At 73.5% G+C, this 25,022-nt stretch carries 22 protein-coding genes and 1 pseudogene; 9 read left to right on the top strand and 14 right to left on the bottom strand.

The window, feature by feature from the left end; all coding sequences use genetic code 11:
* Nucleotides 1-108 precede the first annotated feature (108 nt).
* Nucleotides 109-1,323, top strand: a complete 1,215-nt coding sequence (locus AB0L33_RS26745; RefSeq protein ID WP_365685507.1) for an ROK family protein — start codon at nucleotides 109-111, stop codon at nucleotides 1,321-1,323.
* 5 nt (nucleotides 1,324-1,328) lie between these two features.
* On the opposite strand, the gene AB0L33_RS26740 is transcribed toward AB0L33_RS26745, so the two are convergent.
* The 6 genes from AB0L33_RS26740 to AB0L33_RS26715 all read right to left on the bottom strand — a co-directional run bounded on the left by AB0L33_RS26740 (nucleotide 1,329) and on the right by AB0L33_RS26715 (nucleotide 4,955).
* Nucleotides 1,329-2,228, bottom strand: coding sequence for a phosphotriesterase (locus AB0L33_RS26740; RefSeq protein ID WP_365685505.1), 900 nt, complete (start codon nucleotides 2,226-2,228; stop codon nucleotides 1,329-1,331).
* Nucleotides 2,222-2,803: a DUF4865 family protein gene (locus AB0L33_RS26735; protein WP_365685504.1), complete on the bottom strand. Its 582-nt coding sequence runs from the start codon at nucleotides 2,801-2,803 to the stop codon at nucleotides 2,222-2,224. The genes AB0L33_RS26740 and AB0L33_RS26735 overlap by 7 nt, the downstream gene beginning before the upstream one ends.
* A gap of 11 nt (nucleotides 2,804-2,814) precedes the next feature.
* Nucleotides 2,815-3,213, bottom strand: a complete 399-nt coding sequence (locus AB0L33_RS26730; RefSeq protein WP_365685503.1) for a cupin domain-containing protein — start codon at nucleotides 3,211-3,213, stop codon at nucleotides 2,815-2,817.
* Nucleotides 3,214-3,243: 30 nt separating this feature from the next.
* Nucleotides 3,244-3,819 (bottom strand): TetR/AcrR family transcriptional regulator, encoded by a 576-nt coding sequence (locus AB0L33_RS26725; RefSeq protein ID WP_365685501.1) that lies wholly within the window; start codon nucleotides 3,817-3,819, stop codon nucleotides 3,244-3,246.
* An 89-nt stretch (nucleotides 3,820-3,908) separates the two neighbouring features.
* Nucleotides 3,909-4,427 carry an ATP-binding protein gene (locus AB0L33_RS26720; protein ID WP_346342031.1) on the bottom strand — a complete coding sequence of 173 codons (519 nt, stop codon included), beginning with the start codon at nucleotides 4,425-4,427 and terminating at the stop codon, nucleotides 3,909-3,911.
* A gap of 186 nt (nucleotides 4,428-4,613) precedes the next feature.
* Nucleotides 4,614-4,955, bottom strand: coding sequence for a hypothetical protein (locus AB0L33_RS26715; protein WP_365685500.1), 342 nt, complete (start codon nucleotides 4,953-4,955; stop codon nucleotides 4,614-4,616).
* A gap of 227 nt (nucleotides 4,956-5,182) precedes the next feature.
* Here AB0L33_RS26715 and AB0L33_RS26710 point away from each other — a divergent pair, with 227 nt between their 5' ends.
* The gene (locus AB0L33_RS26710) at nucleotides 5,183-6,319 is read left to right on the top strand and encodes a PLP-dependent cysteine synthase family protein (protein ID WP_365685498.1); all 1,137 of its coding nucleotides are present in this window, start codon (nucleotides 5,183-5,185) and stop codon (nucleotides 6,317-6,319) included.
* Between the two features lie 4 nt (nucleotides 6,320-6,323).
* Here AB0L33_RS26710 and AB0L33_RS26705 read toward each other — a convergent pair whose 3' ends face one another.
* Together AB0L33_RS26705 and AB0L33_RS26700 are read right to left on the bottom strand one after the other, a co-directional pair.
* On the bottom strand, nucleotides 6,324-6,776 hold the full coding sequence (locus tag AB0L33_RS26705) for an SRPBCC family protein (protein WP_365685496.1): 453 nt from the start codon (nucleotides 6,774-6,776) through the stop codon (nucleotides 6,324-6,326).
* 48 nt (nucleotides 6,777-6,824) lie between these two features.
* Complete coding sequence (locus tag AB0L33_RS26700) at nucleotides 6,825-7,658, bottom strand: DeoR/GlpR family DNA-binding transcription regulator (RefSeq protein WP_365685494.1); 834 nt, start codon at nucleotides 7,656-7,658, stop codon at nucleotides 6,825-6,827.
* A 153-nt stretch (nucleotides 7,659-7,811) separates the two neighbouring features.
* Here AB0L33_RS26700 and AB0L33_RS26695 point away from each other — a divergent pair.
* Nucleotides 7,812-10,186, top strand: a pseudogene (locus AB0L33_RS26695) (hypothetical protein); the annotation flags it as partial.
* On the opposite strand, the gene AB0L33_RS26690 reads toward AB0L33_RS26695, so the two are convergent.
* From AB0L33_RS26690 to AB0L33_RS26680, 3 genes are all read right to left on the bottom strand, one after another.
* On the bottom strand, nucleotides 10,159-12,582 hold the full coding sequence (locus tag AB0L33_RS26690) for a right-handed parallel beta-helix repeat-containing protein (protein ID WP_365685493.1): 2,424 nt from the start codon (nucleotides 12,580-12,582) through the stop codon (nucleotides 10,159-10,161). The pseudogene AB0L33_RS26695 and the gene AB0L33_RS26690 sit on opposite strands and share 28 nt — an antisense overlap.
* Before the next feature lie 157 nt (nucleotides 12,583-12,739).
* Nucleotides 12,740-13,336 carry a hypothetical protein gene (locus AB0L33_RS26685; RefSeq protein ID WP_365685491.1) on the bottom strand — a complete coding sequence of 199 codons (597 nt, stop codon included), beginning with the start codon at nucleotides 13,334-13,336 and terminating at the stop codon, nucleotides 12,740-12,742.
* Between the two features lie 223 nt (nucleotides 13,337-13,559).
* Nucleotides 13,560-14,036, bottom strand: a complete 477-nt coding sequence (locus AB0L33_RS26680) for a DUF6643 family protein (protein ID WP_365685490.1) — start codon at nucleotides 14,034-14,036, stop codon at nucleotides 13,560-13,562.
* 366 nt (nucleotides 14,037-14,402) lie between these two features.
* Between AB0L33_RS26680 and AB0L33_RS26675 the strand changes: the two genes are divergently transcribed.
* On the top strand, nucleotides 14,403-15,509 hold the full coding sequence (locus AB0L33_RS26675; RefSeq protein WP_365685488.1) for a DUF5954 family protein: 1,107 nt from the start codon (nucleotides 14,403-14,405) through the stop codon (nucleotides 15,507-15,509).
* Between the two features lie 123 nt (nucleotides 15,510-15,632).
* Complete coding sequence (locus AB0L33_RS26670) at nucleotides 15,633-16,979, top strand: TerD family protein (protein ID WP_365685486.1); 1,347 nt, start codon at nucleotides 15,633-15,635, stop codon at nucleotides 16,977-16,979.
* Between the two features lie 21 nt (nucleotides 16,980-17,000).
* Here the strand turns inward: AB0L33_RS26670 and AB0L33_RS26665 are convergent, their stop codons facing one another.
* Nucleotides 17,001-18,173: a glycosyltransferase gene (locus AB0L33_RS26665; protein ID WP_365685485.1), complete on the bottom strand. Its 1,173-nt coding sequence runs from the start codon at nucleotides 18,171-18,173 to the stop codon at nucleotides 17,001-17,003.
* Nucleotides 18,174-18,231: 58 nt separating this feature from the next.
* Between AB0L33_RS26665 and AB0L33_RS26660 the strand changes: the two genes are divergently transcribed.
* Both AB0L33_RS26660 and AB0L33_RS26655 read left to right on the top strand, forming a co-directional pair.
* Nucleotides 18,232-19,014: an aspartate/glutamate racemase family protein gene (locus AB0L33_RS26660; protein ID WP_365685483.1), complete on the top strand. Its 783-nt coding sequence runs from the start codon at nucleotides 18,232-18,234 to the stop codon at nucleotides 19,012-19,014.
* Nucleotides 19,015-19,083: 69 nt separating this feature from the next.
* Entirely contained in the window at nucleotides 19,084-19,647 is a 564-nt protein-coding gene (locus AB0L33_RS26655) for a hypothetical protein (protein ID WP_365685482.1), read from the top strand.
* Here the strand turns inward: AB0L33_RS26655 and AB0L33_RS26650 are convergent.
* Nucleotides 19,595-20,704: an O-antigen ligase family protein gene (locus AB0L33_RS26650; protein ID WP_365685481.1), complete on the bottom strand. Its 1,110-nt coding sequence runs from the start codon at nucleotides 20,702-20,704 to the stop codon at nucleotides 19,595-19,597. The genes AB0L33_RS26655 and AB0L33_RS26650 overlap by 53 nt on opposite strands.
* Before the next feature lie 194 nt (nucleotides 20,705-20,898).
* Here AB0L33_RS26650 and lnt point away from each other — a divergent pair, with 194 nt between their 5' ends.
* Nucleotides 20,899-22,494 (top strand): apolipoprotein N-acyltransferase, encoded by a 1,596-nt coding sequence (lnt, locus tag AB0L33_RS26645; protein ID WP_365685480.1) that lies wholly within the window; start codon nucleotides 20,899-20,901, stop codon nucleotides 22,492-22,494.
* A 29-nt stretch (nucleotides 22,495-22,523) separates the two neighbouring features.
* Entirely contained in the window at nucleotides 22,524-23,003 is a 480-nt protein-coding gene (locus AB0L33_RS26640) for an NUDIX domain-containing protein (protein WP_365685479.1), read from the top strand.
* Between the two features lie 58 nt (nucleotides 23,004-23,061).
* Here the strand turns inward: AB0L33_RS26640 and AB0L33_RS26635 are convergent, their stop codons facing one another.
* Nucleotides 23,062-24,447, bottom strand: coding sequence for an MFS transporter (locus tag AB0L33_RS26635; RefSeq protein ID WP_365685540.1), 1,386 nt, complete (start codon nucleotides 24,445-24,447; stop codon nucleotides 23,062-23,064).
* Nucleotides 24,448-25,022: the final 575 nt, after the last annotated feature.

Here is a 25,022-nt window from a genome sequence, read left to right as displayed (position 1 = left end):
CGCCCGGTCCCCGGCGCTGGGTCCCGGGGCGCACCGAGGCCCGCCGCCCGGGGCAAGTCGGCCACCACGGCGTCGGAAGCACCTCCGGATCATGGGAGACTCGCCCCCATGAACGGCAAGGCGACCACCACCCGGACGAAGTTGGAGAGGGGCCGCACCGCGCTCGGACCCGCCCTGGAACTGGTCCACACCGGACGCGCGCCCACGCGCGCCGTCCTCACCTCCGAGCTGGGGGTCACCCGGGCGACGGCGGGCGCGGTCGCCGCCGAGTTGGAGGCCCTCGGCCTGATCCGGGTCGACTCCAGCCCCGGTTCGGCGGCGGGTTCGCAGGGCCGGCCCTCGCACCGGCTGGCCGTACGGGAATCGGGCCCGGTGGCCGTTGCCGCCCAGGTGCACGCGGACGGCTTCCGCGCCGCGCTCGTCGGCCTCGGCGGCCGGCTCGTCGCGACCGCCCCCGGCTGCGTCACCATCACCGCAGACCCGGCCCAGGTCATCGGCGAGGTCGTGGACCACTGCGCACGGCTGCTCCGGGACAGCGGGCTGCGGTGCGTCGGGGCCGGGCTCGCGGTGCCGTCGGCGGTCGCCGAGCCGGAGGGCACCGCCCTCAATCCGCTGCACATCGCCTGGCCCGCCGGTGCCCCGGTCCGCGAGATCTTCGCCACCTGCGTGCGCGAAGCGGGCATCGAGGGACCGGCGTTCACCGGCAACGACGTCAACCTCGCCGCGCTCGCCGAACACCGGCACGGCGCCGGTCGCGAGGCCCAGCACCTGCTGTGCGTCGCCACCGGGCACCGGGGCGTGGGCGGGGCGCTCGTCCTCGACGGCCGCCTGCACACCGGGAGTTCGGGCCTCGCCCTGGAGGTCGGCCACCTCACCGTCAACCCCGAGGGCCGCCCCTGCCACTGCGGCGGGCGCGGCTGCCTCGACGTGGAGACCGACCCACTCGCCTTCCTCACCGCCGCGGGGCGCACCCCGGGCCCCGAGGAGTCCCTGCTCAAGCAGTCCGGGGACCTGCTGCGCAACGAGTACGGGGACCCGGCCGTGCGCACCGCCGCCGAGGAGCTGATCGACCGGCTCGGACTGGGGCTCGCCGGTCTCGTCAACATCCTCAACCCGGACCGGATCATCCTCGGCGGGCTCCACCGCGCCCTGCTCGACGCCGACCCCGAGCGGCTGCGGGCGGTGGTGGCCGACCGCAGCCTGTGGGGGCGCAGCGGGAGCGTGCCGATCCTGCCCTGCACCCTCGACCACAACAGCCTGGTCGGGGCGGCGGAGCTGGCCTGGCAGCCGGTCCTGGACGACCCGCTGGGGGCGCTCGCCTGAGGAGTTCAGCCCCCCGGCGCCTCGAACGCGAACGCCCGGGCCGGGTTGGCGACCAGCACCGTCTCCATGACGTCGGCGCCCAGCACCTCCTGGAGCCGGGGCCGTAGGCGGCGCAGCAGGAACGGCATGCCCGGCGTCTCCGGCACCGTCGTGTCGCCGCCCAGCAGCAACTGCCCGGTGAACCCCGCCCCGGCCAGCTCAGCCAGCTCCTCCGGAAGCCGCCAGTCCGTGGCGTGGTTCGCCCGTGACGGCCCGTCGAACGCCAGGAAGGCCCCCGCCCGCGCCGCCTCCCGCTGCACCGCCCCGTCCGGGGAGCGGCCGAGGTGGCCGAGGACCACCCGGTGCGGCGGCACGCCCAACTCCCCGCACAGCAGCTCCAGGACGTCGAGCGCGGCCGTGCCCAGCTCCAGGTGAACGGCGATCGGCGCGCCCGTGCGGTGATGGGCCCCGGCCGCCGCGGTCATGGTGAGCCGGGCGTGTGCGTCGATCGTGTGGAAGGCGCCGGCCACCTTGATCAGGCCGGCCCGCACCCCGGTGGCGCCGATGCCCTCGGTCAGCTCCGTGACGAAGAGCGCGGCGAGGTCGTCCTTGATCCGGTCCAGCAGTTCCGGCGGGTAGTGCACCGCCTGGTGCAGCCCCGTCGCGGCGACCACGTGCGTGCCCGTCGCCCGGGACAGCCCGGCCAGCGCACCGGCCCCGCGCCCCATGCCGTGCGGCGTCCACTGCACCACGGCCCGGCCGCCCAGCTCGTGGAAGGCGCGCAGCCGGCCGGCCGCCCACTCCGGGTCGTCCAGCTCCTGGCCCGGCAGCACCGGGCTGCGCAGGAAGAGGTGGTCGTGGGCGTCGCAGACCCCCAGTTCCCCGGGAGCGATGTCCCCGAGGACGGTGCGGACGACCGCTACCACTGCCGCCCCCTGGTGATCCGGTCCTGCTCGGGGCGGCTGAGGTGGAGCACCTGGTAGCGCTCGCCGGGCGCGGCCGGGGCCTCGTGGTCCCAGAGTGTGAAGTGCAGGAGCTCCCAGTGACGGGGATCGGCCGCCAGCGCCGAAGCGACGGCGCCCGGTGTCCTCGCGAGCCGGTGGCTCTCCTCCAGCGCCGCCTCCACCGCGTCCGCCGGGGCGACCGACGGCGCTACGGGCGAGCGGTGGCGGGTCGCCGAGCGGGGGAGCGCCGACGACGCGGGCCCGTCCTCGTACGACAGACCGGTCCAGTGCTGCACCTCGGGACGGCCGAAGTCCTCGACTATGCCCTGGAATCCGGAGCCCCAGAGGAAGGCGTTCATGCCCTCCGGCCGGGTCCACAGGTAGAACGGCGCGTACTGGTTGACCGGGGAGTCCGCGCCCCGCTCCCGCATCAGGTACGCCTTGAGCCCGAGCCCCGGGAAGTCGTCCAGGAGATGGCCGCGGGTCGCCACCCGGTGGCGGATGACGTCCATGTCGTAATCGGCGGGCAGGGTGATCTCGTACTGCGTGGCATGCATCGAAGGGCTCCTCAGGACGCCGGGTAGTCGGCGACGTGTGCGTCGGAGTGCCAGTGGATGGTGCTGCCGTCCGCAGCGGCCTCGACCACGGCGAGATGCGTCATGAACGTGCGCGGTGACGCCCCGTGCCAGTGCCATTCGTCCGGCTCGATCCATACGGTGTCGCCGGCCCGGATCGTCTCGACCGGGCCGCCCCTGCGCTGCACAAGGCCCTCGCCCTCCGTGACGTGCAGGACCTGGCCGTGCGGGTGGGTGTGCCACGAGGTGTGGCCGCCCGGTGCGAAGTGCACGCTGAACATCCGCAGCCGGGAGGGCGGTTCGGGGGCGGCGATCTCGTCCAGCCACACCGTGCCGTTGAAGTGTGCGGAGGGGCCCGGTTCGGTGTCGGGGCGGTTCCTGGTGATGCGCATGTGCGTTTTGCTCCCGAAGCGGTCGGTGGGTCAGGCGGGCGGGGTGAGCAGGCTGAGCAGTCCTCGTGCGCCCGCCTCGAAGGCGTCCGTCGTACCCGAGGCGCGGGCCAGCACATAGCCGCCCTGCACCGTCGCGACGATCGAGGCGGCGATGTCCTCGGGCACCACGCCGGGGCCGAACTCGCCCCGGTCGACGCCCTCGCGGACGATGCCGGCGAGCCGGTCGCGCAGCCAGGCGATGGTCTCGTCCACCGGCTCCCGCAGCTCGTCGCTCGCGACGATGTCCGGGTCCATGGTCAGCCGCCCCACCGGGCAGCCGCGCAGCACGTCGCGCTCGCGCAGCAGATAGGCCGAGATCCGCTCGTACGCCGATCCGGGCGCGTCGAGCAGCCGGTCCACGGACTCCCGCAGCTCGTCGGCCGTGCGGCGGATGGCGGTGAGGGCCAGATCCGGTTTGCCGGTGAAGTGGTGGTACATGCTGCCCTGGCCCACACCGGCGTGCTGCTGGATGGCCTTGGGGCTCATGCCCACGTAGCCGCGCTCCCACAGGAGCTCCCGGGTGGCTTCGATCAGACGGTCCGGAGTGCTCATACGGGCAGTGTACATACTAGTAGGTACAGAAAGGCGAGGGGTGTCGCGCATGCGCGAGCGGGGCACCCCGGTGGGGATGCCCCGCTCTGTCGTGGCCGTTCGCGTCAGCCCACCACGGCCGACCGGGACGCCGAGGGCGGTGAGCCCTCCAGATGCTTCAGGACGCTCAGGTCGAACGGCCCGTCCGTCGTCGCCCCGTACACCACGTGCGACGGCGGGGCGAGCGGTGCCGGTGCGGGAAGCGTGAACCACACGACCTTCCCCGCGCCGCCCCGGGGGCGCACCCCCCAGCTCTCGCTGACCGCGGCGATCAGCGCGAGCCCGCGCCCCGACGTACTGGAGTCGTCGGCCTCGCGCACGGTGGGCAGCCGTGGATCGTGGTCGTGGACGGACACCGTGAGCCGTTCGAGCAGCAGCTCGATCTCGACGGTGCATGACTTGTCCGGCTGCGCGTGCCGGTGGACGTTGGTGAGGAGCTCGGTGACGCCCAGCGCTGTCTGGTCGATCAGAGAATCGAGATGCCAGTAGCGCAGTTGCGCCGAGATGATTCTGCGGACCTGACCGATCCGCGACGGCAGGGCCTGGAGCTCCACCGTGCAGTGCCTGCTTGGCTCGCTGATCACGGCTGCGACTCCCCGAAATAGGTCCGGAAGAAGACGAAGGAACGGATCCAGCACATGACTTGCTGCTGAGTCCGGGCCGGCGGCCTGGATCACAGTGTCACCGCCGGTACACCATGAGTGACGTGACTCCAATGTCGCTCAGGGCATACGGCTCCGCAACTCGCGGTGTCCCGCGCCCCGCCGGGCTCAGGAGCGGCGGCCTCCCGCGCTGTACAGCACCTCCAGGAACCGGTGCGAGGGCGCGGCGTCACCGGGTTTGCCGTCCGGCCGTCGCATGGTCAGCCGGTACCGCGTCCCGTTGACCCGCGCCACCGTGGCGTCCGCCCCCGCGAACCACGGTCTGCCCGCGCTCACCGTGTCCACCGGCGCGCTGTCGATCTCCCGCCCGTAGCTCGTCAGGAGGGCCACCCGCCCGTCCTTCACGGTCACCTGCCCCGCCCTGGTGACCGAGCGCGCCCACCGGTCGATGCGCACACCGGTCGCGCTGAACTCCGTCACACCTGTCGTGCCGAACTCCGTTTCCGACATGGCCCCTTCGCCCCCTTCGTCATGCCTCTGAGACGAAGTGTGCCCATCCCGGAGCCCGCGCACCAGAGCGGGACGGTACGTAAACGGCGCATTCGGGCCGTGCGGGGGCGCAGGCGTCCGGCCGCGACACCAAGGCACTGCTATGGACCATCAAAGTCAACGTTTGTGCAGGTGGGGGGCATATCGTGGGCCCCGCCGAGACCCGTCGTACGAGGAGAAGCGCGCAGATGGACACCACCGAGCAGGGGCACGGCGGCGCGGCCGCGCCGACCGTCGACGTCGACCGCTCCGACCCGGCCTACCGGGCCTGGCTCAAGGAGGCCGTCCGCAAGGTCCAGGCCGACGCCAACCGCTCCGCCGACACCCATCTGCTGCTCTACCCGCTGCCGGAGAGCTGGGGCATCGACCTCTACCTCAAGGACGAATCGACCCACCCCACCGGCAGCCTCAAGCACCGGCTGGCGCGTTCGCTCTTCCTCTACGGACTCTGCAACGGCTGGATCAGACCGGGCAAGCCGGTCATCGAGGCGTCCAGCGGCTCGACCGCCGTCTCGGAGGCGTACTTCGCCAAACTCATCGGCGTTCCGTTCATCGCGGTGATGCCCCGCACCACCAGCCCGGAGAAGTGCCGGCTCATCGAATTCCACGGCGGGCGCTGCCACTTCGTGGACGACTCGCGCCGGATGTACGAGGAATCGGCGCGGCTCGCCGCCGAGACCGGCGGCCACTACATGGACCAGTTCACCTACGCCGAGCGGGCCACCGACTGGCGGGGCAACAACAACATCGCGGAGTCCGTCTACCAGCAGCTGCGGCTCGAACGCTACCCCGAGCCCACCTGGATCGTCGCCACCGCCGGCACCGGCGGCACCTCGGCGACCATCGCGCGCTACGTGCACTACATGCAGCACGACACCCGGATCTGCGTGCCCGACCCGGAGAACTCCTGCTTCTTCGACGGCTGGACGCACCACGACCCCGACGCCACCAGCGACTGCGGCTCCCGCATCGAGGGCATCGGCCGGCCCCGGATGGAGCCCAGCTTCGTCCCCGGCGCCATCGACCGGATGATGAAGGTCCCGGACGCGGCGAGCGTCGCCGCCGTGCGCGCCCTGGAACGGGCCATCGGCCGCAAGGCGGGCGGCTCCACCGGCACGGGGCTGTGGAGCGCCTTCAAACTGATCGCCGAGATGGTCGCCCGGGGCGAGCGGGGCAGCGTCGTCACCCTGATCTGCGACCCCGGCGACCGCTACCTCGACAAGTACTACTCCGACGCCTGGCTGGCCGCGCAGGGCCTCGACATCGCCCCGTACACCCGGACCATCGACCGGTTCCTGGCCACCGGCGGCTGGCCGAAGGAGTGACCGCTCAGCCGTACGGGCCCGTCGGGCGGTCCAGCATGGCGTCGAGCACCCGGCCGAACACCCGCTTCCCGGCACCGGCCAGCACCGGATCGGCCCAGCGCGGCAGCAGCCGTACGCTCAGCTCCTCCACCCACACCACATGGGAGCCGGCCCGGTTCGGATACACATCGATCGACGCGCGGCCCAGCACCACCCGGCCGCGCTTCTCCAGCCGGCACATGCCCGCCCGGCTCCCGGCCGGCGGCGACCAGCGGACCACTTCCATCGGATCGTCGAACGCCAGCGGACCCACCCCGGTGCGCGCCACGAAGACCGTACCGACCCGGGTCGGGAGTCCCGTCGGGACCGTGATCGTGGTCAGTGGCACCTGCGCGGCATGCCGCTCCCAGTCCGTCACCCGGCGCCAGGACTCGGCGGCGGGCAAGGAGGAGAAACGCTCGATCCGGAACACGGCCACACCGCGATCCTAGAACGTGGGAGCGGTGGAGCGAGCGGAGCGGAACGCTCAGCCCTCGGCGGGCGCGGCGTCGCCCGCCACCAGCAGCCCCGGCAGATACTCCTCGATCTCCGCCCGGTCACCCGCGGGCAGCCCCGCGTCCGTGACGAACGTGCTCACCTCGTCCAATGAGGCGAAGGAGCTGAGACCGACGGTGCCCCACTTGGTGTGGTCGGCGACCACCACCACCCGGCGCGCCGACCGGACGAACCGGCGGTTCGTCTCCGCCTCCGCGAGGTTCGGCGTGGACAGCCCTGCCTCCACCGAGATCCCGTGGACCCCGAGGAACAGCACATCGAAGTGGAGCTCCGCGATGGCCCGGTCCGCGACCGGACCGACCAGCGAGTCCGACGGCGTCCGCACCCCGCCGGTGAGGACGACCGTGGCGGCACCCGGCCGGCCGCCCGGAGAGCCGGGCCGCTGCGCGGCGTGGAACACGTCCGCGACCCGCACCGAATTCGTCACCACCGTCAGGTCCGGCACGTCCAGCAGATGCTGGGCCAGCGCATACGTGGTGGTGCCCCCGGACAGGGCGATCGCACTGCCGGGCACCGCCATCGCGGCGGCGGCCCGGGCGATGTCCTCCTTGGCCGTCAGCTCCAGCGTCGACTTCGCCTCGAAACCGGGCTCGTGGGTGCTCGCCTCGACCACCGGCACGGCACCGCCGTGCACCTTCTCGATCACGCCCTGCCGGGCCAGCGCGTCCAGATCCCGGCGAACGGTCATGTCCGAGACGTTCAGCTTCCGGGTCAGCTCGTTGACCCGCACCCCGCCGCGCCGGCGCACCTCGTCAAGGATCAGCGCGCGCCGCTGCTCCGCGAGCAGATTCTGATTCTCGCTCAACGCCGGGCCTCGCCCTTTCCTCTGGCCGTACAGGAGTCCGTATCGACGGAGTCATCCTGCCACGCCCGGTGTCGCGGGCCGCTGCCCGGGGGAGAGTCGTCAGTAACGGTGACCGGCCATCAGCCGCCTTCCCCCTCCGAGAGCGAGACGCACGTGCCCCCTCCCACCCCTGCCCCGCGCAGCCCGGGCCCCGCGCTGGAATTACTGGTCCACGGGGTGGGCGGGACCACCCCCCAGGACATGCTGACCGACCCGCGCACGGTCCGGGTCACCGGTGACGCCACCGCCGCCATCTACCGGCGCTCCGCCGACGTCGACGCCGAACAGCACCCCGAGCGGTACAGCGAGCGGCCCATCGCCGAGGCGTACTGCTGGTCCAACCTCACCTCCGGCAACGGCTCCCGGGCGCTGTGGCTGGTGCTGCTCCCGTTCATGGTGGTCAACCTCGCCCACTGGATGCGCCCCACCGCCCGGCGCCGCCCCCGCGCCATCCGGCTCTACGGCGTCCTCGTGCGGCTCATCGCGCTCAGCCTCACCGTGCTGCTGACCGCCGCGGCCTGCGAGGTCGCCCTCGACCTCACCGCCTGGCAGTGCGCGGGCGTCGCCGCCTGCTCCGACAAGCGCTCCTGGCTCGGCTTCCTCTCCGCCGAGCAGGGCGGCTGGTGGTCCCAGCCCGGCCGCCGCCTCGCGCTGGCCGCGCTGGTGCCGACCGCGCTCGTCGGGCTGCTCTGGTTCCTGTCCAACCGCACCTGGAGCGCCTACGAGTCCCAGCGCCCGCTGACCGAGGCGGACCCGGACGACGACGAGGAGGAGGACGGCGGCCCCGCGCCCGCCGCCGAACCCGTCCGCCCCGCGCTCGGACGGCCCGGATTCTGGTACGGGCGCCGCCTCGTCGCCCGGCTGCGCGCCGCCCACACCGCGGCAGGCTTCCTCACCGTCGCCGCCGCCGTCACCGAGGCCGCCGCCCGTCACGACCGCGCCGTCACCGGACCGGTTGCCCCCGTCCTGGGCCGGCTCATCGAAGGGGCCCTCGCCCTCGGGCTCGTCGCCGTGCTCTGGGTGGTCTGCCGCCGGGGCCGCAGCGAACGGCGCCTCGACAACCGGCTCGACCGGGCCGTCATCACCTGGCTGCCCGGCGCCGCGCTGACCCTCCTCGTCCTCTCCGCCGTCCACGCCGCCTGGTCGCGCCCCGGCTGGACGTCCTCCGGGAGGCTGCCGGGTGACACCACGCTGTTCCGGGCGGTCAGCGTCGCCGAGGGCATCCTGGTGGTCCTCCTCGCGGCGATCTCCCTCCACCTGTACCGCCGCTGCCCGGAGCCGCGCACCGTCCTGCGCGGCCTCGGCGGGCCGGCCGTCGCGATGCTCGCCTGCGCGCTCGGCGGCGTGATGACCGGCGGCGTCGCCCAGCGCGTCGCCGACTGGCTCGACGGACCCGGCAGCCCGGGCATGGGGCGCAGCGCGCTGATAGAGGGACCGCCGGTGCTGCTGAGCTGGCAGGCTTCGGTCATCCCCGTCCTCCTGGCGCTGCTCCTGGTCCCGGGCGCCGTCCTCGGCCTGCGGACCTGGCTGGCGGCCCGGCGGCTGGAACCCGTGGTCGACGCCGAGTACGGCGAACCCTTTCCCGATCCCTCGCGGACCAAGCGGATCGCCCGCATCCGGGCCACCGCGGCGCTGACCGACTCGGCGCCCCGCGTGGTGGGGATCGTCTCCGGCGCCACCCTGTTCCTGGGCGCGGGGGCGGTCGCCGGGTCCTGGGCCACCGGGGAGGTCCCCGGACTCGCGCTGGACGGCAGCGGCCCGTTCCTCGAATCGCTGGCCGAGGCGGCGCAGTCCACCGGCTCCTGGCTGATCGGCTTCGGCTTCCTCGTCTTCGTCGCCTGCGGCAGACGCGCCTACCGGGACCCGTCGGCCCGGCGCACGATCGGCATCCTCTGGGACGTCGGTACGTTCTGGCCGCGCGCCGCCCACCCCTTCGCCCCGCCCTGCTACGCGGAGCGTGCCGTCCCCGACCTGGCGTCCCGCATGTCCGGCTGGACCGGCCGCACCCGGGGCCGGCTCGTCATCTCCGGCCACTCCCAGGGCAGCGTCCTCGCGGCCTCGGCCGTCTGGCAGCTGCCCGCCCGCACCCGCTCCCGGGTCGCCCTGCTCACGTACGGATCGCCGATCGAACGGCTCTACGCCCGCTGGTTCCCGGCCTACTTCGGGGCCGGGCAGCTCCACGGGCTGCACCGCTCCGTGCACTGCTGGCGCAATCTGTGGCGGGCCACCGACCCCATCGGCGGCGAGATCCGGCTCGGCGAGGAATCCGGCCCCGAGGTCGACCGGGGCCCGCTCAGGGACCCCCTGGTCTACGGACGGACGCCCGAACACCCGCTGCCCGAACCGGTGCTCGGCCACTCCGACTACCAGGCGGACCCCGTCTTCGCCGAGGAGCGCGCCGCCCTCCTGGAACGGCTCGGCCCCGTCCTGCCCCAGCAGGCGGAGCCCGTCGGCGAGGACGTCAGGGCAGTTCCGGGAGGTCCTCCGGATACAGCAGAGTGAGGTCGTCCGTGCTCGGCTCGGCGAGCTGGGCGACCCGGCCGGCGTGCCGCTCGACCATCGACTCGAAGGTCTGGCGGGCGGTGCGCCCGTTGCCGAAGGCGGGCCCCTTGGGCAGCTCCGTGAAGTACTTCAGCAGTGCCTCACCGGTGCCCGACGCCAGGCTGTACTCGTGCTCCTGGGACTGCTGCTCCACGATCCGCAGCAGTTCGGCCGGCTCGTAGTCGCTGAACGTGATGGTGCGCGAGAAGCGCGACGCGACCCCGGGGTTGACGGTCAGGAACCGCTCCATCTCCTGGGTGTACCCGGCCACGATTACGACCACCGCGTCCCGGTGGTCCTCCATCAGCTTCACCAGCGTGTCGATCGCCTCCCGGCCGAAATCCCGGCCGGAGTCCTCGGGCGACAGCGCGTACGCCTCGTCCACGAACAGCACCCCGCCGCGCGCCCGGTCGAACGCCTCCTGCGTACGGATCGCGGTCGAGCCGATGTGCTCACCGACCAGGTCGACCCGGGACACCTCGACCAGATGGCCCCGCTCCAGCACCCCGAGCGCGGCCAGGATCTCGCCGTAGAGCCGGGCCACCGTGGTCTTGCCGGTGCCCGGGGAACCCGTGAAGACGAGGTGGCGGCGGACCGACGCGGCCTTGAGGCCCGCCTCCCGGCGCCTGCGCCCCACCTCGATCATGTCCGTGAGCGCCCGCACCTCCCGCTTGACGCTGTCCAGGCCGACCAGCGCGTCGAGCTCGCCCAGCACCTCCCCGGAGGTGCGTGCGGGGTCGGCGGGCGGCGCCGGGTCCGCGGGGCGCGGCGCGGGGACCGCACCGAGCAGCCCGGGCGAGGTCTGCGTGGCCGTCAGGACGGGGGCCGGCGGGGGAGTGGCGGTCCGCAGCCCGCTCTCGTCGCTCGTGCAGTCCTCGACGACCGGCCCGCTTCCCGTGCCGTTCCCGGACCCGGTGCCCTCCGGGAACTCGTAACCGCCGCGCGCGCACCGCTCGGTGCGGCACCGGGTGAGCGTCGTGCGGCAGCCCTCCATCACATGGAAGCCGTAGCCCTCGCTGCCCGTGACCCGGCAGCCGTTGAACGTCCCCCGGCCCTCGGCGGACACATAGAAACCGGCCTCGGCGGGGGACGTCACCGTGCACCGCTCGATCACCGGGTCGGCGCCCTTGGTGACGATCACGCCCGTCTGCGCGGCGTCCACGGTGCAGTTGTTCAGTGTGCCGCCGCTGCCGTGGTCCCGGAACCAGGCACCGGTCGACGCCTCCCGGATGCGGCAGTCGTCCAGCTGCGCGGTCGCCCCGTCGCTGACCGAGACCGCGGTGTTCCGGACCTGGGAGAGATCGCTGTCCACGACATCGGCGCGCGAGCCCCGGTCCAGGACGAACAGGGCGTCCGGCACGTCGTGGACCCGGCAGGCATCCAGTATCACCGTCGCCCCGTCGCTGACCCAGACCGCCGGGTAGTCGCCCGTACTGTCATGGATCTCGCACTGGTTGGCGTCCACCCGGGTGCCCGGGTCCCACACCGACAGCCCGTTGCGGCCGAAGCGGCGCACCGTCGAACGGGTCAGCGTCAGCACCGCCCGCGAACGCAGGTCCACCGCGTTCTCCGGGATGTCGTGGATGTCGCAGTCGGCGAGGGTGAGCACCGCGTCGGTGTCCAGCGTGACGCCGTCCGCCGAGGTGCGGTGCACCGTGCAGTCGGTGAGATGCGCGGAGGCGCGGGCGGTCAGCTGGATCCCGCTGCCCTTGATCTCGTACACCTCGCAGCCCAGCGCCTCCAGGCCGCTGCCCTCGCCGGTGACGGACAGGCCCGCGCCGGAGGCGTGGTGGACCCGGCAGCGCTCCAGCCGGGGATGCCCGCCGTCCCGCACGGCGACCCCGGACTGCCCGGCCGAGACGATCTCGCACTCCTCGAACACGCCGCCCGCGCCGTCGAGCACGGCGATGCCGACGCCCGCCGGATTGTCGACGGTGCACCGGCGCACGGTGGGCCGGGCCGCGCCGCGCACCTCGACACCGGCCGCCGAGCGGGTCACGACGCGGACGTCCGCTATCTCCGGTGCGCCGTCCTCGACCAGCACGGCCGGGGCCGCCGAGTCCTGCCCCTCCACGTGGAGGTCCTGGACGACGGCGGAGGCGCGCAGCGTCAGCGGCACCCCGTCGGCGGGGGCGATGCGCACGGAGCCGACGGAGCCCTCGGGGCCGCGCAGCGTGACCGCGCGGGCGATGACCAGGTTCTCCCGGTAGGTGCCGGGCGCGACGGTGAGCACATCACCGTCCGCCGCCGCTTCGAGCGCCGCGGTGAGGGAGGCGTATTCGCCCGTGCGGCGCCGCCACCGCGATGTGCCGGTGTGCGTCACCTGGACCGTGCCCTGTGCCATGGCGCTGTCGTGCCCCCGCCTCGTGCGTGTGTGATGCCCGTGTCACCGGCCTCGCGGCAGCGACCAGCCGGGGTCCGCCTGCCGGAGAGCGACGGGCGGGCCGGTCCACCGTAGCGCGCGCGGACCTTGGGAGTTGACCCGATGCGCGGCTCCCGGCCTAGCTGCCGGTGCCCGTCCTGCCCCAGTCCGGGCCGACCGCCGCCCAGGCCCGGTCGATCCGTTCGTACCGCCGCCAGGTCATGCGCCGGAGGATCAGGCGGCGGACGCACTCGATCAGGAGGGCGGACAGCATCGCGGCCCCGAAGCCGGCGAGCGCGGCGTGCGTGTGCGCCGTCGGCATGTCCATCGGCCGGAGCGCCGGGGCGCCTTCGCCGTCGGTCCAGATCCGGACCCGGGCGCCCGGCGACGCGTTGCGCGAGGCGGTCGTCACCGTCGCCGTGCGGGCCGCGCCGTCCGGGGTGTGCCACCGGGCCACCACCTCGGTCCGCCGCATGGCGCCGCCGGATATCTCGGGATCGGCGGCATAGCGGGCGCCGGCCACCCGCCGCACCACCACGGCCGTCGTGAGGTGACGGTCCGCCCGCTGGGCGCGCACCGACGCCTGGAGCGCCGCGTCCGTCCGGGCCCCGCAGAGCCAGCCGACCGCAGGGGCCGCCAGCATCAGCATCAGGAACGCCGTCAGGGCCAGCCACGCCTCGCACCGGTCCGTCGCCCGGCGCAGCGGATTGTGGCGCCAGCGCCAGACACCCGCCATCGCTCGCACAGTCCCCGCACCCCCTTCCGCCCCCGTCCCCGCCGGTACGGTGCCGTCCACGCGCCGGGCCGCGCGGTGTGGGCGGCCCACCGTGCTCAACGCGCGGCCCGTCCCCGTGAGTTCCCGGCGCCTCCCGGGCCGGTCACGCGGAGCGCGGAAAGGCGCACGGACCCGTGTTGCCGGGCACCCCGCCCCGGGCCGTGCGCCGCCTGATCCGAAGCGTCTAGTAGCCCCGGCCGCCCTGGTAGGGCCGGCCGTACGGGTCCTCGTACGGGGACTGGGCCGGGACGGGGCGGGGCGCGGCGGGACGCATCGACTCGTAGCCCGAGGTCGGCGCCGGGCGCTGCTGCTGCGGCGGGGGCGTCTGGTACATGCCGCGGCCACCGGCGGGCTGCTGCGGGATGTACGGCGCCGGCGCGTGCTGGAGCTGCGCGGGCTGCATCGGTGTGTAGCCCTGCTGCGCCGCCGGCTGCGGGTAGCCGTAGGACTGCTGGGGCTGGGAGGGGGCCGCGGGCAGCGCTGGCAGGGCCGACGGGAGCGCCGGCAGGTAGCTGTTGCCGGTGTCGTAGGCGGCGGGCACTCGGATCGGAGCGATCTGAGGGGTGCCCCGCTCCGCGACCAGGGAGTCGTAGATCGGGGTGTCGGCAAACGACGGCGCGGCGTAGTAGCCGCCACCGTAGGTGGAGCGGGGGGAGGTCATGACACCTAAGTTAAGCCCACGATGTGCAGATTGGGGAGTCCCAATTTTGCGGTCATCGGATTTACCCTCGCCCTACCTGTCTGACCTGGCGAAACATCGTTGTCCTCAGGGGGTGGGAGCCGGGGGAATCCCCTCTTGATTCACTGCCGATCTTGCACGCTTCCAGCGCCCCGCTGATTTCCGGACTGCAATTCCGGTGAGTGCGCCCACCGGGCGGCAATGAAGGGAACGGGAGAGCCGAGGCTCGGCCCCGAGCCTCACACCCTGTCGACCGGGCGGGGCAACGCGTCGACCCAGGGCGGCACTTACGGTGGACGATCCGGCGAAAGCCGCGTACGCGCCCTCCGTTGACGCCAGGATGAGGCCATGAAGAAACACGGTGTGCGCCCCGCTGCCAGGCCGGTGCTGGTGAGGATTCCGGTGGAGCCCGTCGAGGCCGCGATCGAGGCCGACGCCTTCGACGCCGCGTCACGCAACAGACTGGCGGTCCGCGGCCCGTTGTTCGGCGTGGCCACACAGTCCGAGGGCGACGGACAGCGGTGGAAGGTGATCATCCCGATCACGAGCGGCTGCCCCCAGCAGGCCAGGGACGAACTGCAGTCCAAGCTGTGGTTCCGGGCCAAGGACGAGACGGAGACCGAGGCGGAGCGGCGGGCCCTGCTCGGCGCGGTGGCCCGGCTGGAGACCGGGAAGCCGTCCGAGGTCAATGTCCTCGGCACGCGCTACCGGGTGGTGCGCGCCGAGGAGTACGCGGGCCTGGCCCCCGACGGCGGCGTGGAACTGCCGCGCCCCACCGACCCCGAGCCCGCCCTGCCCGAGTGGACCCGCGTCACGGAAACCGCCGCGGTCGACGACGGACTGGTCCTGGACCCGGACGCACCCGTGACGCCCCTCCAGGCGGCGGAGATGCTGACGATGCGCTCCTTCGCGTACAAGGGGAGCCGGTATCCCGACAAGGTCCTCCGCGACTCCGCGCGCGCCGTGGACACCCACCCCGACGTCCTGCTCCTGCCGACCTCCTTCGTCGTCGTGGAACGGACCGGCGACGAGCGCTGGGGAGTCGGTGGCGGCCTGCACGCCACCCCGCAGGACGCGCGCCGTGCCCTCGACTTCTCGCTGACCTGGTTCAGGCCCCGGCAGTCGGGCGCCATCCCGGTCACCGCAGGGCCGGACGTGGACGCGCGCAGCGTCGTCGCCGAGGGCACCCACCCCGACCTCGCCGACATGAAGGTCCTGGCCGAGGCGGCCGACCGGCTGCGCGCGGGGCGGCTCAACGAGGTCGTGGTCGGCGACACCGTGTGCCGGATCGCCCGCTCACGGCGCCTCGTGCGCTGGGGGCTCGACGGCCCGGAGAGCCAACGGCCCTCCGACGCCACCATGGTGGAGCCGATGGCCCTCCACCCCCGCCTGGACGCGAAGGGCGTCGTCCACCACGACGAGGAGGGCACGCGGCCGGAGGACACCGACGCCTGATCCGGCCGACGTACGGGCGGGCGCCGCGTCCGCGGGTCCGGGCGCCCGTATCCGTACCTCGGTGGGTCCCGTGGCGGGCCCGGCAGTAGGTTGACCCGGAAAGGTCTCGGAAGCGGACTCGTGATGGGGGCGAGCATGACCATGCAAAAGGGAACCAATGTCCCGGTGGCGGCCCAGGCCGTGCGTGTCGAGATGGGGTGGCGCACGGCCCCGGGGACACCCGATGTGGACGCCTCCGCGCTTCTTCTCCTCGGCTCGGGCAAGGTGCGCAACGACGGCGACTTCGTCTTCTACAACCAGCCGTCCCACTCCTCCGGCACGGTGCGCCACGAGGGCAAGCGCAACGCGGGCGGCGCGGCGACCGACACCCTCGCGGTCGACCTGGCACGGGTGGAGCCGGCCATCGACCGCGTGGTGCTGGCCGCCTCGGCCGACGGCGGCACCTTCGGCCGGGTGAGCGGACTGTACGTACGCGTCCTGGACGCGGCGAACGGCGCCGAACTGGCCCGCTTCGACAGCTCCGACGCCACCGTGGAGACGGCCTTCATCCTCGGTGAGCTCTACCGGCGCCAGGGCGCCTGGAAGTTCCGGGCGGTCGGCCAGGGATACGGTTCCGGGCTCGAAGGGCTCGCCACGGACTTCGGGATCTCCGTGGACGAACCCCAGCAGCCGCAGCCGGCCCCCCAGCCCCACCAGCCCCCCCGGGTCACCGCCACCCCGCCGCCTCCGCAGTACCCGCAGCCGCAGCAGCCGACGCTCGCCGCGCCCATGGCGCCCCCGATGGCCCCGCCGGCGCCCCCGGCCCCTCCGGCCCCGCCCGTCACCCAGCCCGTACGGCTGACCAAGGTGACGCTCACCAAGGAGGCGCCGTCCGTCTCCCTCACCAAGCAGGGCGGCACGTCCGGCGCCATGCGCGTCAACCTCAACTGGGAGGTGCGCAAGCAGTTCAAGGGCTGGGGCAGCAAGCTGGGCCGCGCCGTGGCGAACCACTCGGACCTCGACCTCGACCTCTGCGCCCTGTACGAGCTGACCGACGGCCGCAAGGGAGTCGTGCAGGCCCTGGGGAACGCCTTCGGCGCGCTCCACCAGCCGCCGTTCATCCACCTAGACGGCGACGACCGCACCGGTGCCGTCGCCACCGGCGAGAACCTGACGATCAACCTCGACCACAAGGCGCAGCTCCGCCGGGTCCTGATCTTCGTCACCATCTACGAGGGCGCCCGCAGCTTCGCCGACCTGCACGCCACCGTCACCCTCCAGCCGCAGCACGGCGCGCCGATCGACTTCTCGCTGGACGAGTGCACGGTCCCGTCGACGGTCTGCGCCCTCGCGCTCATCACCAACACGGGCAACGACCTCACCGTGCAGCGCGAGGCCCGCTATCTGGTGCCGCAGCGCGGAGTCAGCCCGCAGCGCACCATCGACTACGCCTACGGCTGGGGCATGAACTGGACCCCGGGCCGCAAGTGAACCCGTCCGGGAGCCGGTGAGTCACTGATCCGGTGCGGCCTCGGGACGGGCGTACGTACGCCCCTTCCAGGCCGCACCGCGCCCCCGGTAGTGCTGCACCGCCGAATCGACGGTCATCAGCAGATACAGCAGTGCGGTGAACGGCAGCAGCGGGGCCAGCCACAGCGACTGCCGGTAGTAGCCCAGCATCGGCATGTACGTCCCCGCCATGACCGCCCACGCGACGCCCCCCGCCCACGCCGCCACCGCACTTCCGCCCAGCAGCCCGGCGGCCAGAGTCACCGGCGGCGCGAGGTAGACCAGCGCCAGTCCGAGCACCGTGCCGAGCAGCACCAGCGGATTGTGCCGCAGCTGCGCGTACGCGCTCCGCGAGACCATCCGCCACAGATCGGCCAGGCACGGATAGGGGCGCACACTGTCCACCCGGTCCGCGAGCCCCAGCCAGATCCGGCCCCCCGAGCGCCGCACCGCCCGGGCCAGCGACACGTCGTCGATCACCGCCTGCCGGATCGAGTCCGGGGCCCCCGCCCGCACCGCCGCCTCCGTCCGCAGCAGCACACAGCCCCCCGCCGCGGCGGCCGTCCGCCCCCGCTTCCGGTTGATCCACCGGAACGGATAGAGCTGCGAGAAGAAGTAGACGAAGGCCGGCACGACCAGCCGCTCCCAGACGCTCGCCACCCGCAGCCGCGCCATCTGCGAGACCAGGTCGAAGCCCCCCGTCTCCGCCGCCGCCACCAGCTCCCGCAGGCTGTCCGGCTCGTGCGCGATGTCGGCGTCCGTGAGCAGCAGATACTCCGGCTCCCGGGCCCGGGCCAGCGCCATCCCGTGGCGTACGGCCCAGAGCTTGCCCGTCCAGCCGGGCTCGGGCTCGCCCGGCGACACCACGGTCACCGGCAGGCCCCCGTACCGCACGGACAGGGCGCGGGCGACGTCCTCCGTGCCGTCCTCGCTGCAGTCGTCCACGAGGAAGATCTCGGCGGCCCCCGGATAGTCCTGCGCCAGCAGCGACGGCAGGCTCACCGGCAGCATCGCGGCCTCGTCGCGGGCCGGGACGACGACGGCGACCGAGGGCCAGCGTTCCGGGGCCGCCCGGCTCGGCAGCCGCTGGTCGGTCCGCCAGAAGAACCCCTGGCCCAGCAGCAGCCACACCCATGCGACAAGCGAACCCACGGCGATCCAGGCAACGGCGCTCATTGGCGGAAGTCTGCACCACTGAGCGGGGACCGCAAGGGCGGTCGACTATGGTGACCGGGTGAAGATCGCGCTCATGGACTCCGGAATCGGACTGCTCGCCGCCGCCGCCGCAGTACGCCGGCTGAGGCCGGACGCCGATCTGGTGCTCTCGTCCGACCCGGACAACATGCCCTGGGGCCGCGCCCCCGAGGGCGTCCAGGCCCACGCGCTCGCGGTGGCCAGGGCCGCCGCCGCGCACCGGCCCGACGCGCTGATCGTCGCCTGCAACACCGCCTCCGTGCACGCGCTGGAGCTGCTGCGGGCCGAGCTCGAACCGGGCCTGCCCGTCATCGGCACCGTCCCCGCGATCAAGCCCGCCGCCGCGGCCGGCGGCTCCGTCGCGATCTGGGCGACCCCGGCCACCACCGGCAGCCCGTACCAGCGCGGACTGATCGCCGAGTTCGCCGGGTCCGCCGCCGTCACCGAGGTGCCCTGCCCCGGCCTCGCCGACGCCGTGCAGTACGCGGACGAGGAAGCCATTGGGAAGGCGATCGCCGCCGCCGCCGCGCTCACCCCGCCCGACGTCCGGGCCGTGGTCCTCGGCTGCACCCACTACGAGCTCGTCGCCGAGCGCATCCGCGACGCCGTCGGCGGGCCCGGCCGGCGCCCGGTCGTCCTGCACGGGTCCGCCGGGGCCGTCGCCGCGCAGGCGCTGCGCCGGATCGGAGCCGAACCCGCTCCGTCGGCCGAACCCTCCTCCTCCATCGCGGTCATCCTCAGCGGGCGCGTCTCGGAGCTGCCGCGGGCGGCTCTGGCCTACCCGGAAGGGCGCGGACTGGCCGCCGTCGGCTCCGTCCGCTGACCTCCCGAGGGGCCGGCCGGAGCCTTCGGAGCCCTCCCCGGACGCGCGTTCTTCAGTACGCTGCTCGGCATGAGGGAGCACCCCGGAGAACCGAAGCGCACCGGAACCGGCACCCACTCGCAGGTCTGGGTCGGGCGGGCCACCAACCGCACCCAGTGGGTCCTCGCCGCCCTGGGCGCCGCCTGCCTGGCCCTGGGCATCCAGCTCGCCGTCAGCTCCAACTGGACCTCAGGCATCGCCCCGCTGCTGATGTCGGTGATCGGCTGCGTGGCCGCCGGCCTGCTCATGCTGTTCGGCACCCTCGCCTTCGTGAACGTCGCCGTGCGCGTCGACGGCGATGCCCTGGAGGTCCGCTGCGGACACATGGGCCTCCCACGGCGCCGCATCCTGCTCACCCATGTGGTGGCCGCCGACTTCGCGCCCCAGGTGAACCCCAGACAGTGGGGCGGCTGGGGCTACCGCTGGCGCCCCGAGAAGGGCACGGCCGTGGTCGTGCGCCGGGGCGAGGGCTTGGTGCTGCGGCTCGGCGACGGCCGTACGTTCACCATCACCGTGGACGACGCCGAGGCGGGCGTGCGCTTCATCCGGGCCCGGCTGCACCTGCCGTCCTCGGGCTTCCCGGCCGGGGCCTGACCCCGCCCTCGCCCTGCGGCCCGTCCGGCTCGCAGGGTTCGTCCGCGCCGATCGGCCGCCGCGCCGACGCCAGCCCGGCCAGCAGCCCCGCGCCCGCCGTCACCGGGGTGAAGCTCAGGGCGTTGCCCACGCTCGCCAGCAGGGCCAGTGCCGTGAGTGTGGCCCCCGCCGCCAGGACCACCGCCGTGGGCCGGGGCGAGCGCCACAGCGCGTACAGCAGCCAGCCGAACGCGGCGCCCAGCAGCACCACCCCCACGACCCCCTGCTCGGCGGCCTGCTGCCACGGCGCGGAGTGCGGCTTCCCGTCCGAACCGAGGCTCTGCCGCGCGGTCGGGCTCAGCTCGGCGAACCGGCCGGGGCCGATCCCGAGCACCGGGTGCTCCTTCGCGAGCCGGGCGGCGTCCTGCCACAGCTCGACCCGGTTCCGGGTGAGCGGCCCCTCCAGCGAGACCGTGAGCCCGTCGGGCAGCACTTCCTCGGCCATGGCCCACGAGGCGCCGACGGCCAGTCCGGCCACCAGCGCGAGGGCGCCGAGCCCGAGCAGCCGGCGGGGCGTCCGGGCCGCGGCCAGCGAGCACACCAGGACCCCGAGCGCCGCCGCGAAGCCGGCTACGGAACCCAGCGCCAGCGAGGCACCCGCGGTGCCCAGCGCCAGCAGCCGCAGGGCCGCACGCGGCACCCGCTTCCCGGCCCCGGCCGCCGCGCAGCACGCCGCCCCGGCGGCGAGGACCAGCAGCGCCGCGGCGCCCCCGGTCTGCCCCGGCGCGTGCTCCGCGGCGGCCGTCGCGCCCGGCATGCCGTGCCGCCAGAGGAGGGCCAGGAGCAGGGCCGTCAGCGCGGCGCCCGCGGCGGTCGCCACCGGCAGCAGCGTGCCGCAGATGCGCCCGCAGGCGAAGCCCGCCGCGACGGCCAGCAGCGCGAGCAGCACGCCTTCGGGCCGGGTCTCCCGGCCCGCCGCGCTGACCAGCGACCAGACCGCGCAGGCGGCGAGGATCAGCGCGCCGGCGGCATCGGAGGCGTTCCCCCGCTCGGGCCCCCGCCCCGCTGATTCAGCCATCACGTCCGTCCCCCGGCCTGTGACCGTCCCGTACGCGAGGGCCGGGGCCGGCCCGTCGGCGGGGGACTGGCGCACAGGTTAACGGCCGCATCGGTCATATGGGCGGAAGATGCGGAGAAATGATGCGGTGGTCGGGATTCCGCCATCGGGACAGGGCTCCCGCGTGGCCCGGCCGTCACCGTAGACTCCGCCGGGTGAGCACCACCATCGCCCAGGTCGGCGAACCGCAGAGCCCTGCCCCCACTCCTCGGCCGGGCGGGCTGCCGAAGCGCCTCGCGCGGCCCGGGGCCGCCGTCCTCTCCGGCGTGATGCTGTACCTCAGCTTCCCGCCCCGGCCCCTGTGGTGGCTGGTTCTGCCCGGTTTCGCCCTGCTCGGCTGGGTGCTGTTCGAGCGCCGCGCCCGTGCCGCGTTCGGGCTCGGGCTGCTCGCGGGGCTCGGCTTCATGCTGCCGCTGCTGCACTGGACCGGCGAGGAGGTCGGCCCGGTGCCGTGGCTGGCCCTCGCCGCGGCCGAGGCGCTGTTCGTCGCCGTCGGCTGCATCGGCATCTCGGCCGTCTCCTGGCTCCCTGGAGGACCGCTGTGGGCGGCCGCGGTCTGGACCCTGGACGAGGCGGTCCGCGCCCGGGTGCCCTTCGGTGGCTTCCCCTGGGGCAAGATCGCCTTCGGCCAGGCGGACGGCGTCTTCCTGCCGCTCGCCGCGCTCGGCGGCACCCCGCTGCTCTCCTTCGCCGTGGTGCTCTGCGGCTTCGGCCTCTTCGAGGCGGTGCGCCGCTTCGCCCGCTACCGGTCCGCCGGTCAGCTGCGCCGTGGGGCGGCCGCCGTGGCCGCGGCGGCCGTCCTCGTCCCCGTGGCGGCGGCCTTCGCTTCGCTGCCGCTCGTGGACGACTCGGCCGAGGACGGCACCGCGACCGTCGCCGCGATCCAGGGCAACGTGCCCCGCCTCGGCCTCGACTTCAACGCCCAGCGCCGCGCGGTCCTGGACAACCACGCGAAGCGTACGGAGCAGCTGGCCCGGGACGTGAAGGCCGGCAAGGTCCCGCAGCCGGACCTCGTCCTGTGGCCGGAGAACTCCTCCGACCTCGACCCGTACCGCAACCCCGACGCGCGGATCGTCATCGATGACGCGGTCAAGGCCATCGGCGCGCCGACTGTCATCGGCGCCGTGGTCGAGCCCGACGAGGGCCCCCTGCGCAACACCCTGATCCAGTGGGACCCGGCCAAGGGCCCCGTCGCCACGTACGACAAGCGGCACATCCAGCCGTTCGGCGAGTACATGCCGATGCGCTCCTTCGTCCGCATCTTCAGCTCGGACGTCGACCGGGTGCAGCGCGACTTCGGCCCCGGCAAGAAGGTCGGCGTCTTCGACCTCGCGGGCACCTACACCGGGCTCGTCACCTGCTACGAGGCCGCGTTCGACGACGCCGTGCGCGACACGGTCGAGCACGGCGCCCAGCTGATCGCGGTCCCCAGCAACAACGCCACCTTCGGGCGCAGCGAGATGACGTACCAGCAGCTCGCGATGTCCCGGGTGCGGGCCGTCGAGCACAGCCGGGCCGTCGTCGTCCCCGTCACCAGCGGCGTCAGCGCCATCATCCGCCCGGACGGCACGGTGGCCGAGAAGACGAAGATGTTCACCCCGGACGCCCTGGTGGACGAGGTGCCGCTGCGCTCCTCGCTCACCCCCGCGACCCGGATGGGGCCGCTGCCCGAGGGCATCCTGATCCTGCTCGCGCTGGGCGCGCTCGGCTGGGCGGGCGTCCGTGCGGTGCGCGCCCGGCGGGTCAGCTGAACGGGTGGCACGCCACGTAGGGTCGGCACATGGCCATTCCTGACTTCATCCGCGAGATCCGTGCCACCGCCGGGCAGCAGTTGCTCCTGCTGCCCGGCGTCACCGCCGTCGTCTTCGACGCCGAGGGCAGAGTGCTCCTCGGCCGGCGCGCCGACACCGGCGAGTGGTCCGTGATCGGCGGGATCTCCGAGCCGGGCGAACAGCCCGCGGCGACGGCGGAGCGAGAGGTGTACGAGGAGACAGCCGTGCGCTGCGTGGCGGAGCGGGTCGTCCTCACCCAGGCACTGCCGCCCATCCAGTACGAGAACGGCGACCGCTGCCAGTTCCTCGACATCACCTTCCGCTGCCGCGCCACCGGGGGCACGGCCCGCGTCAACGACGACGAGTCGCTGGAGGTGGGCTGGTTCTCCGTGGACGCGCTGCCCGAGCTGGCCGAGTTCGCGCTGCTGCGGATCAAGCAGGCGCTGACCGACGGACCCACCTGGTTCGAGGCCACCGCCCCGCAGTAGGGACTACAGCGTGGGAGCCGGGCCGCCCGCCCGGCTCCCACGCTTTCCGGACCCCGGATCAGACGGTGCGCGCGGCGTCCCGGGGCGCCTCCACCTCCGCCTCCGACGTGGCACCGGCCCCGACCTCGGCGAGGTCCCGGTGGCGGGTCTCCTTCGCGCAGACCAGGGCCAGCACGGTGAGGAGCGCGGCGGCTATGACGTACAGCGCGATGGGCGTCGAGCTGTCGTAGTCGGCGAGCAGGGCCGTGGCGATGAGCGGTGCGGGCGCGCCCGCCGCGACGGACGAGAACTGCGCGCCGATCGACGCGCCCGAGTAGCGCATCCGGGTCGCGAACAGCTCCGAGAAGAACGCCGCCTGCGGTGCGTACATCGCCCCGTGGAAGAACAGCCCGACCGTGACGGCCAGCAGCAGGTTGCCGAAGCTCCGGGTGTCGATCAGCGCGAAGAACGGGAACATCCACAGGCCCACACCGACCGCGCCCACCAGATAGACGGGCTTGCGTCCCACCCGGTCGGAGAGCGCGCCCCACAGCGGGATCACGGCGAAGTGGAAGGCCGACGCGATGAGCACGGCGTTGAGCGCCGTCTGCTTGCTCAGGTCGGCCGCGGTCGTCGCGTAGACGAGGATGAACGCGGTGATCACGTAGTAGCTGATGTTCTCCGCCATCCGCGCCCCCATGGCGACCAGCACATCGCGCCAGTGGTGCCGCAGCACCGCCACGACCGGCATCTTCTCGGCGGCCCCCGCGGCGGCCTTGCGCTCGTCGGCACGGGCCAGGGCCGCCTTGAACAGAGGCGATTCATCGACAGAGAGACGAATCCACAGACCGAGGATCACGAGCACCCCCGACAGCAGGAACGGAATGCGCCACCCCCACGACTCGAAGGCCGCGTCCGAGGTCAGCGCGGTGAGCCCCGAGAGGACCCCGGTCGCCAGCAGCTGACCGGCCGGCGCACCCGTCTGCGGCCACGACGCCCAGAACCCGCGCCGCTCCGCGTCCCCGTGCTCGGACACCAGCAGCACGGCCCCGCCCCACTCACCGCCGAGCGCGAACCCCTGTATCAGCCGGAGCAGGGTGAGCAGCACGGGCGCGGCGACACCGACGGTCGCGTGCGTCGGCAGCAACCCGATCGCGAAGGTCGCCCCGCCCATCATCAGCAGGCTCAGCACCAACAGCTTCTTGCGTCCGAGCCGGTCGCCGTAGTGGCCGAACACCAGCGCCCCGATCGGCCGTGCGGCGAAGCCGACCGCGTACGTCAGGAAGGACAGCAGCGTGCCGACGAGCGGTTCGGAGTCCGGGAAGAACAGCTTGTTGAAGACCAGCGCGGCCGCCGACCCGTACAGGAAGAAGTCGTACCACTCGATGGTGGTGCCGATGAGGCTGGCGGCGACGATGCGCCGGAGGTGCGAGGGTGCTGGTGGGGAGGTTGCTGGGGCGGCCATGGGCACCACTTCCGGACGTTTGGCGGGGACGTTGCCCACGGTGTCCAAGGTGCCGCCGTCCTGGAAGAAGTACAGGAAGACGAATCCGATGGCGACGCCGTTGATGAGGTAGGGGAAGAAGAGCAGCCCCTTGAACAGGTTGCGGAACCGCAGGTCGAAGCTGAGCACCGTGGCGAAGTACAGCGCGATCACGATCTGGACCGCGGAGGCCGCCAGGTAGTAGAAGCTCACGAAGAACACCCGGAAGATTTCCGGCCGGGTGAAGATCTGGACGTAGTTGTCCGCTCCGGTGAAGCTCCGGTCGGGGCTGACCCCGTCCCAGTCCGTGAAGCTGTAATAGATCATGTTTCCTACGGGCACGTAGGTGAACGTGATCAGGAGGGCCAGGGGCGCCACCAGAAACAGCCAGGGCGTGGCACGGCGGAGCGACCAGCCCCGGGTGCCGCGTGTCCGTGGGCCGAAGCCGTTGGGGGAGGGGTGGCGCCGGCGGGGCGTCGCACGGTGCGTTTTCACGCTCACCGCCTCGGTCGTCTCGGTCATGTCGGGCCTTTCGTCGTCCGCGTCGGTCATGCGGG

Source organism: Streptomyces sp. NPDC052299 (assembly GCF_040679335.1).
GTDB lineage: Bacteria > Actinomycetota > Actinomycetes > Streptomycetales > Streptomycetaceae > Streptomyces.
This window is presented reverse-complemented; position numbering and strand designations above follow the sequence as displayed.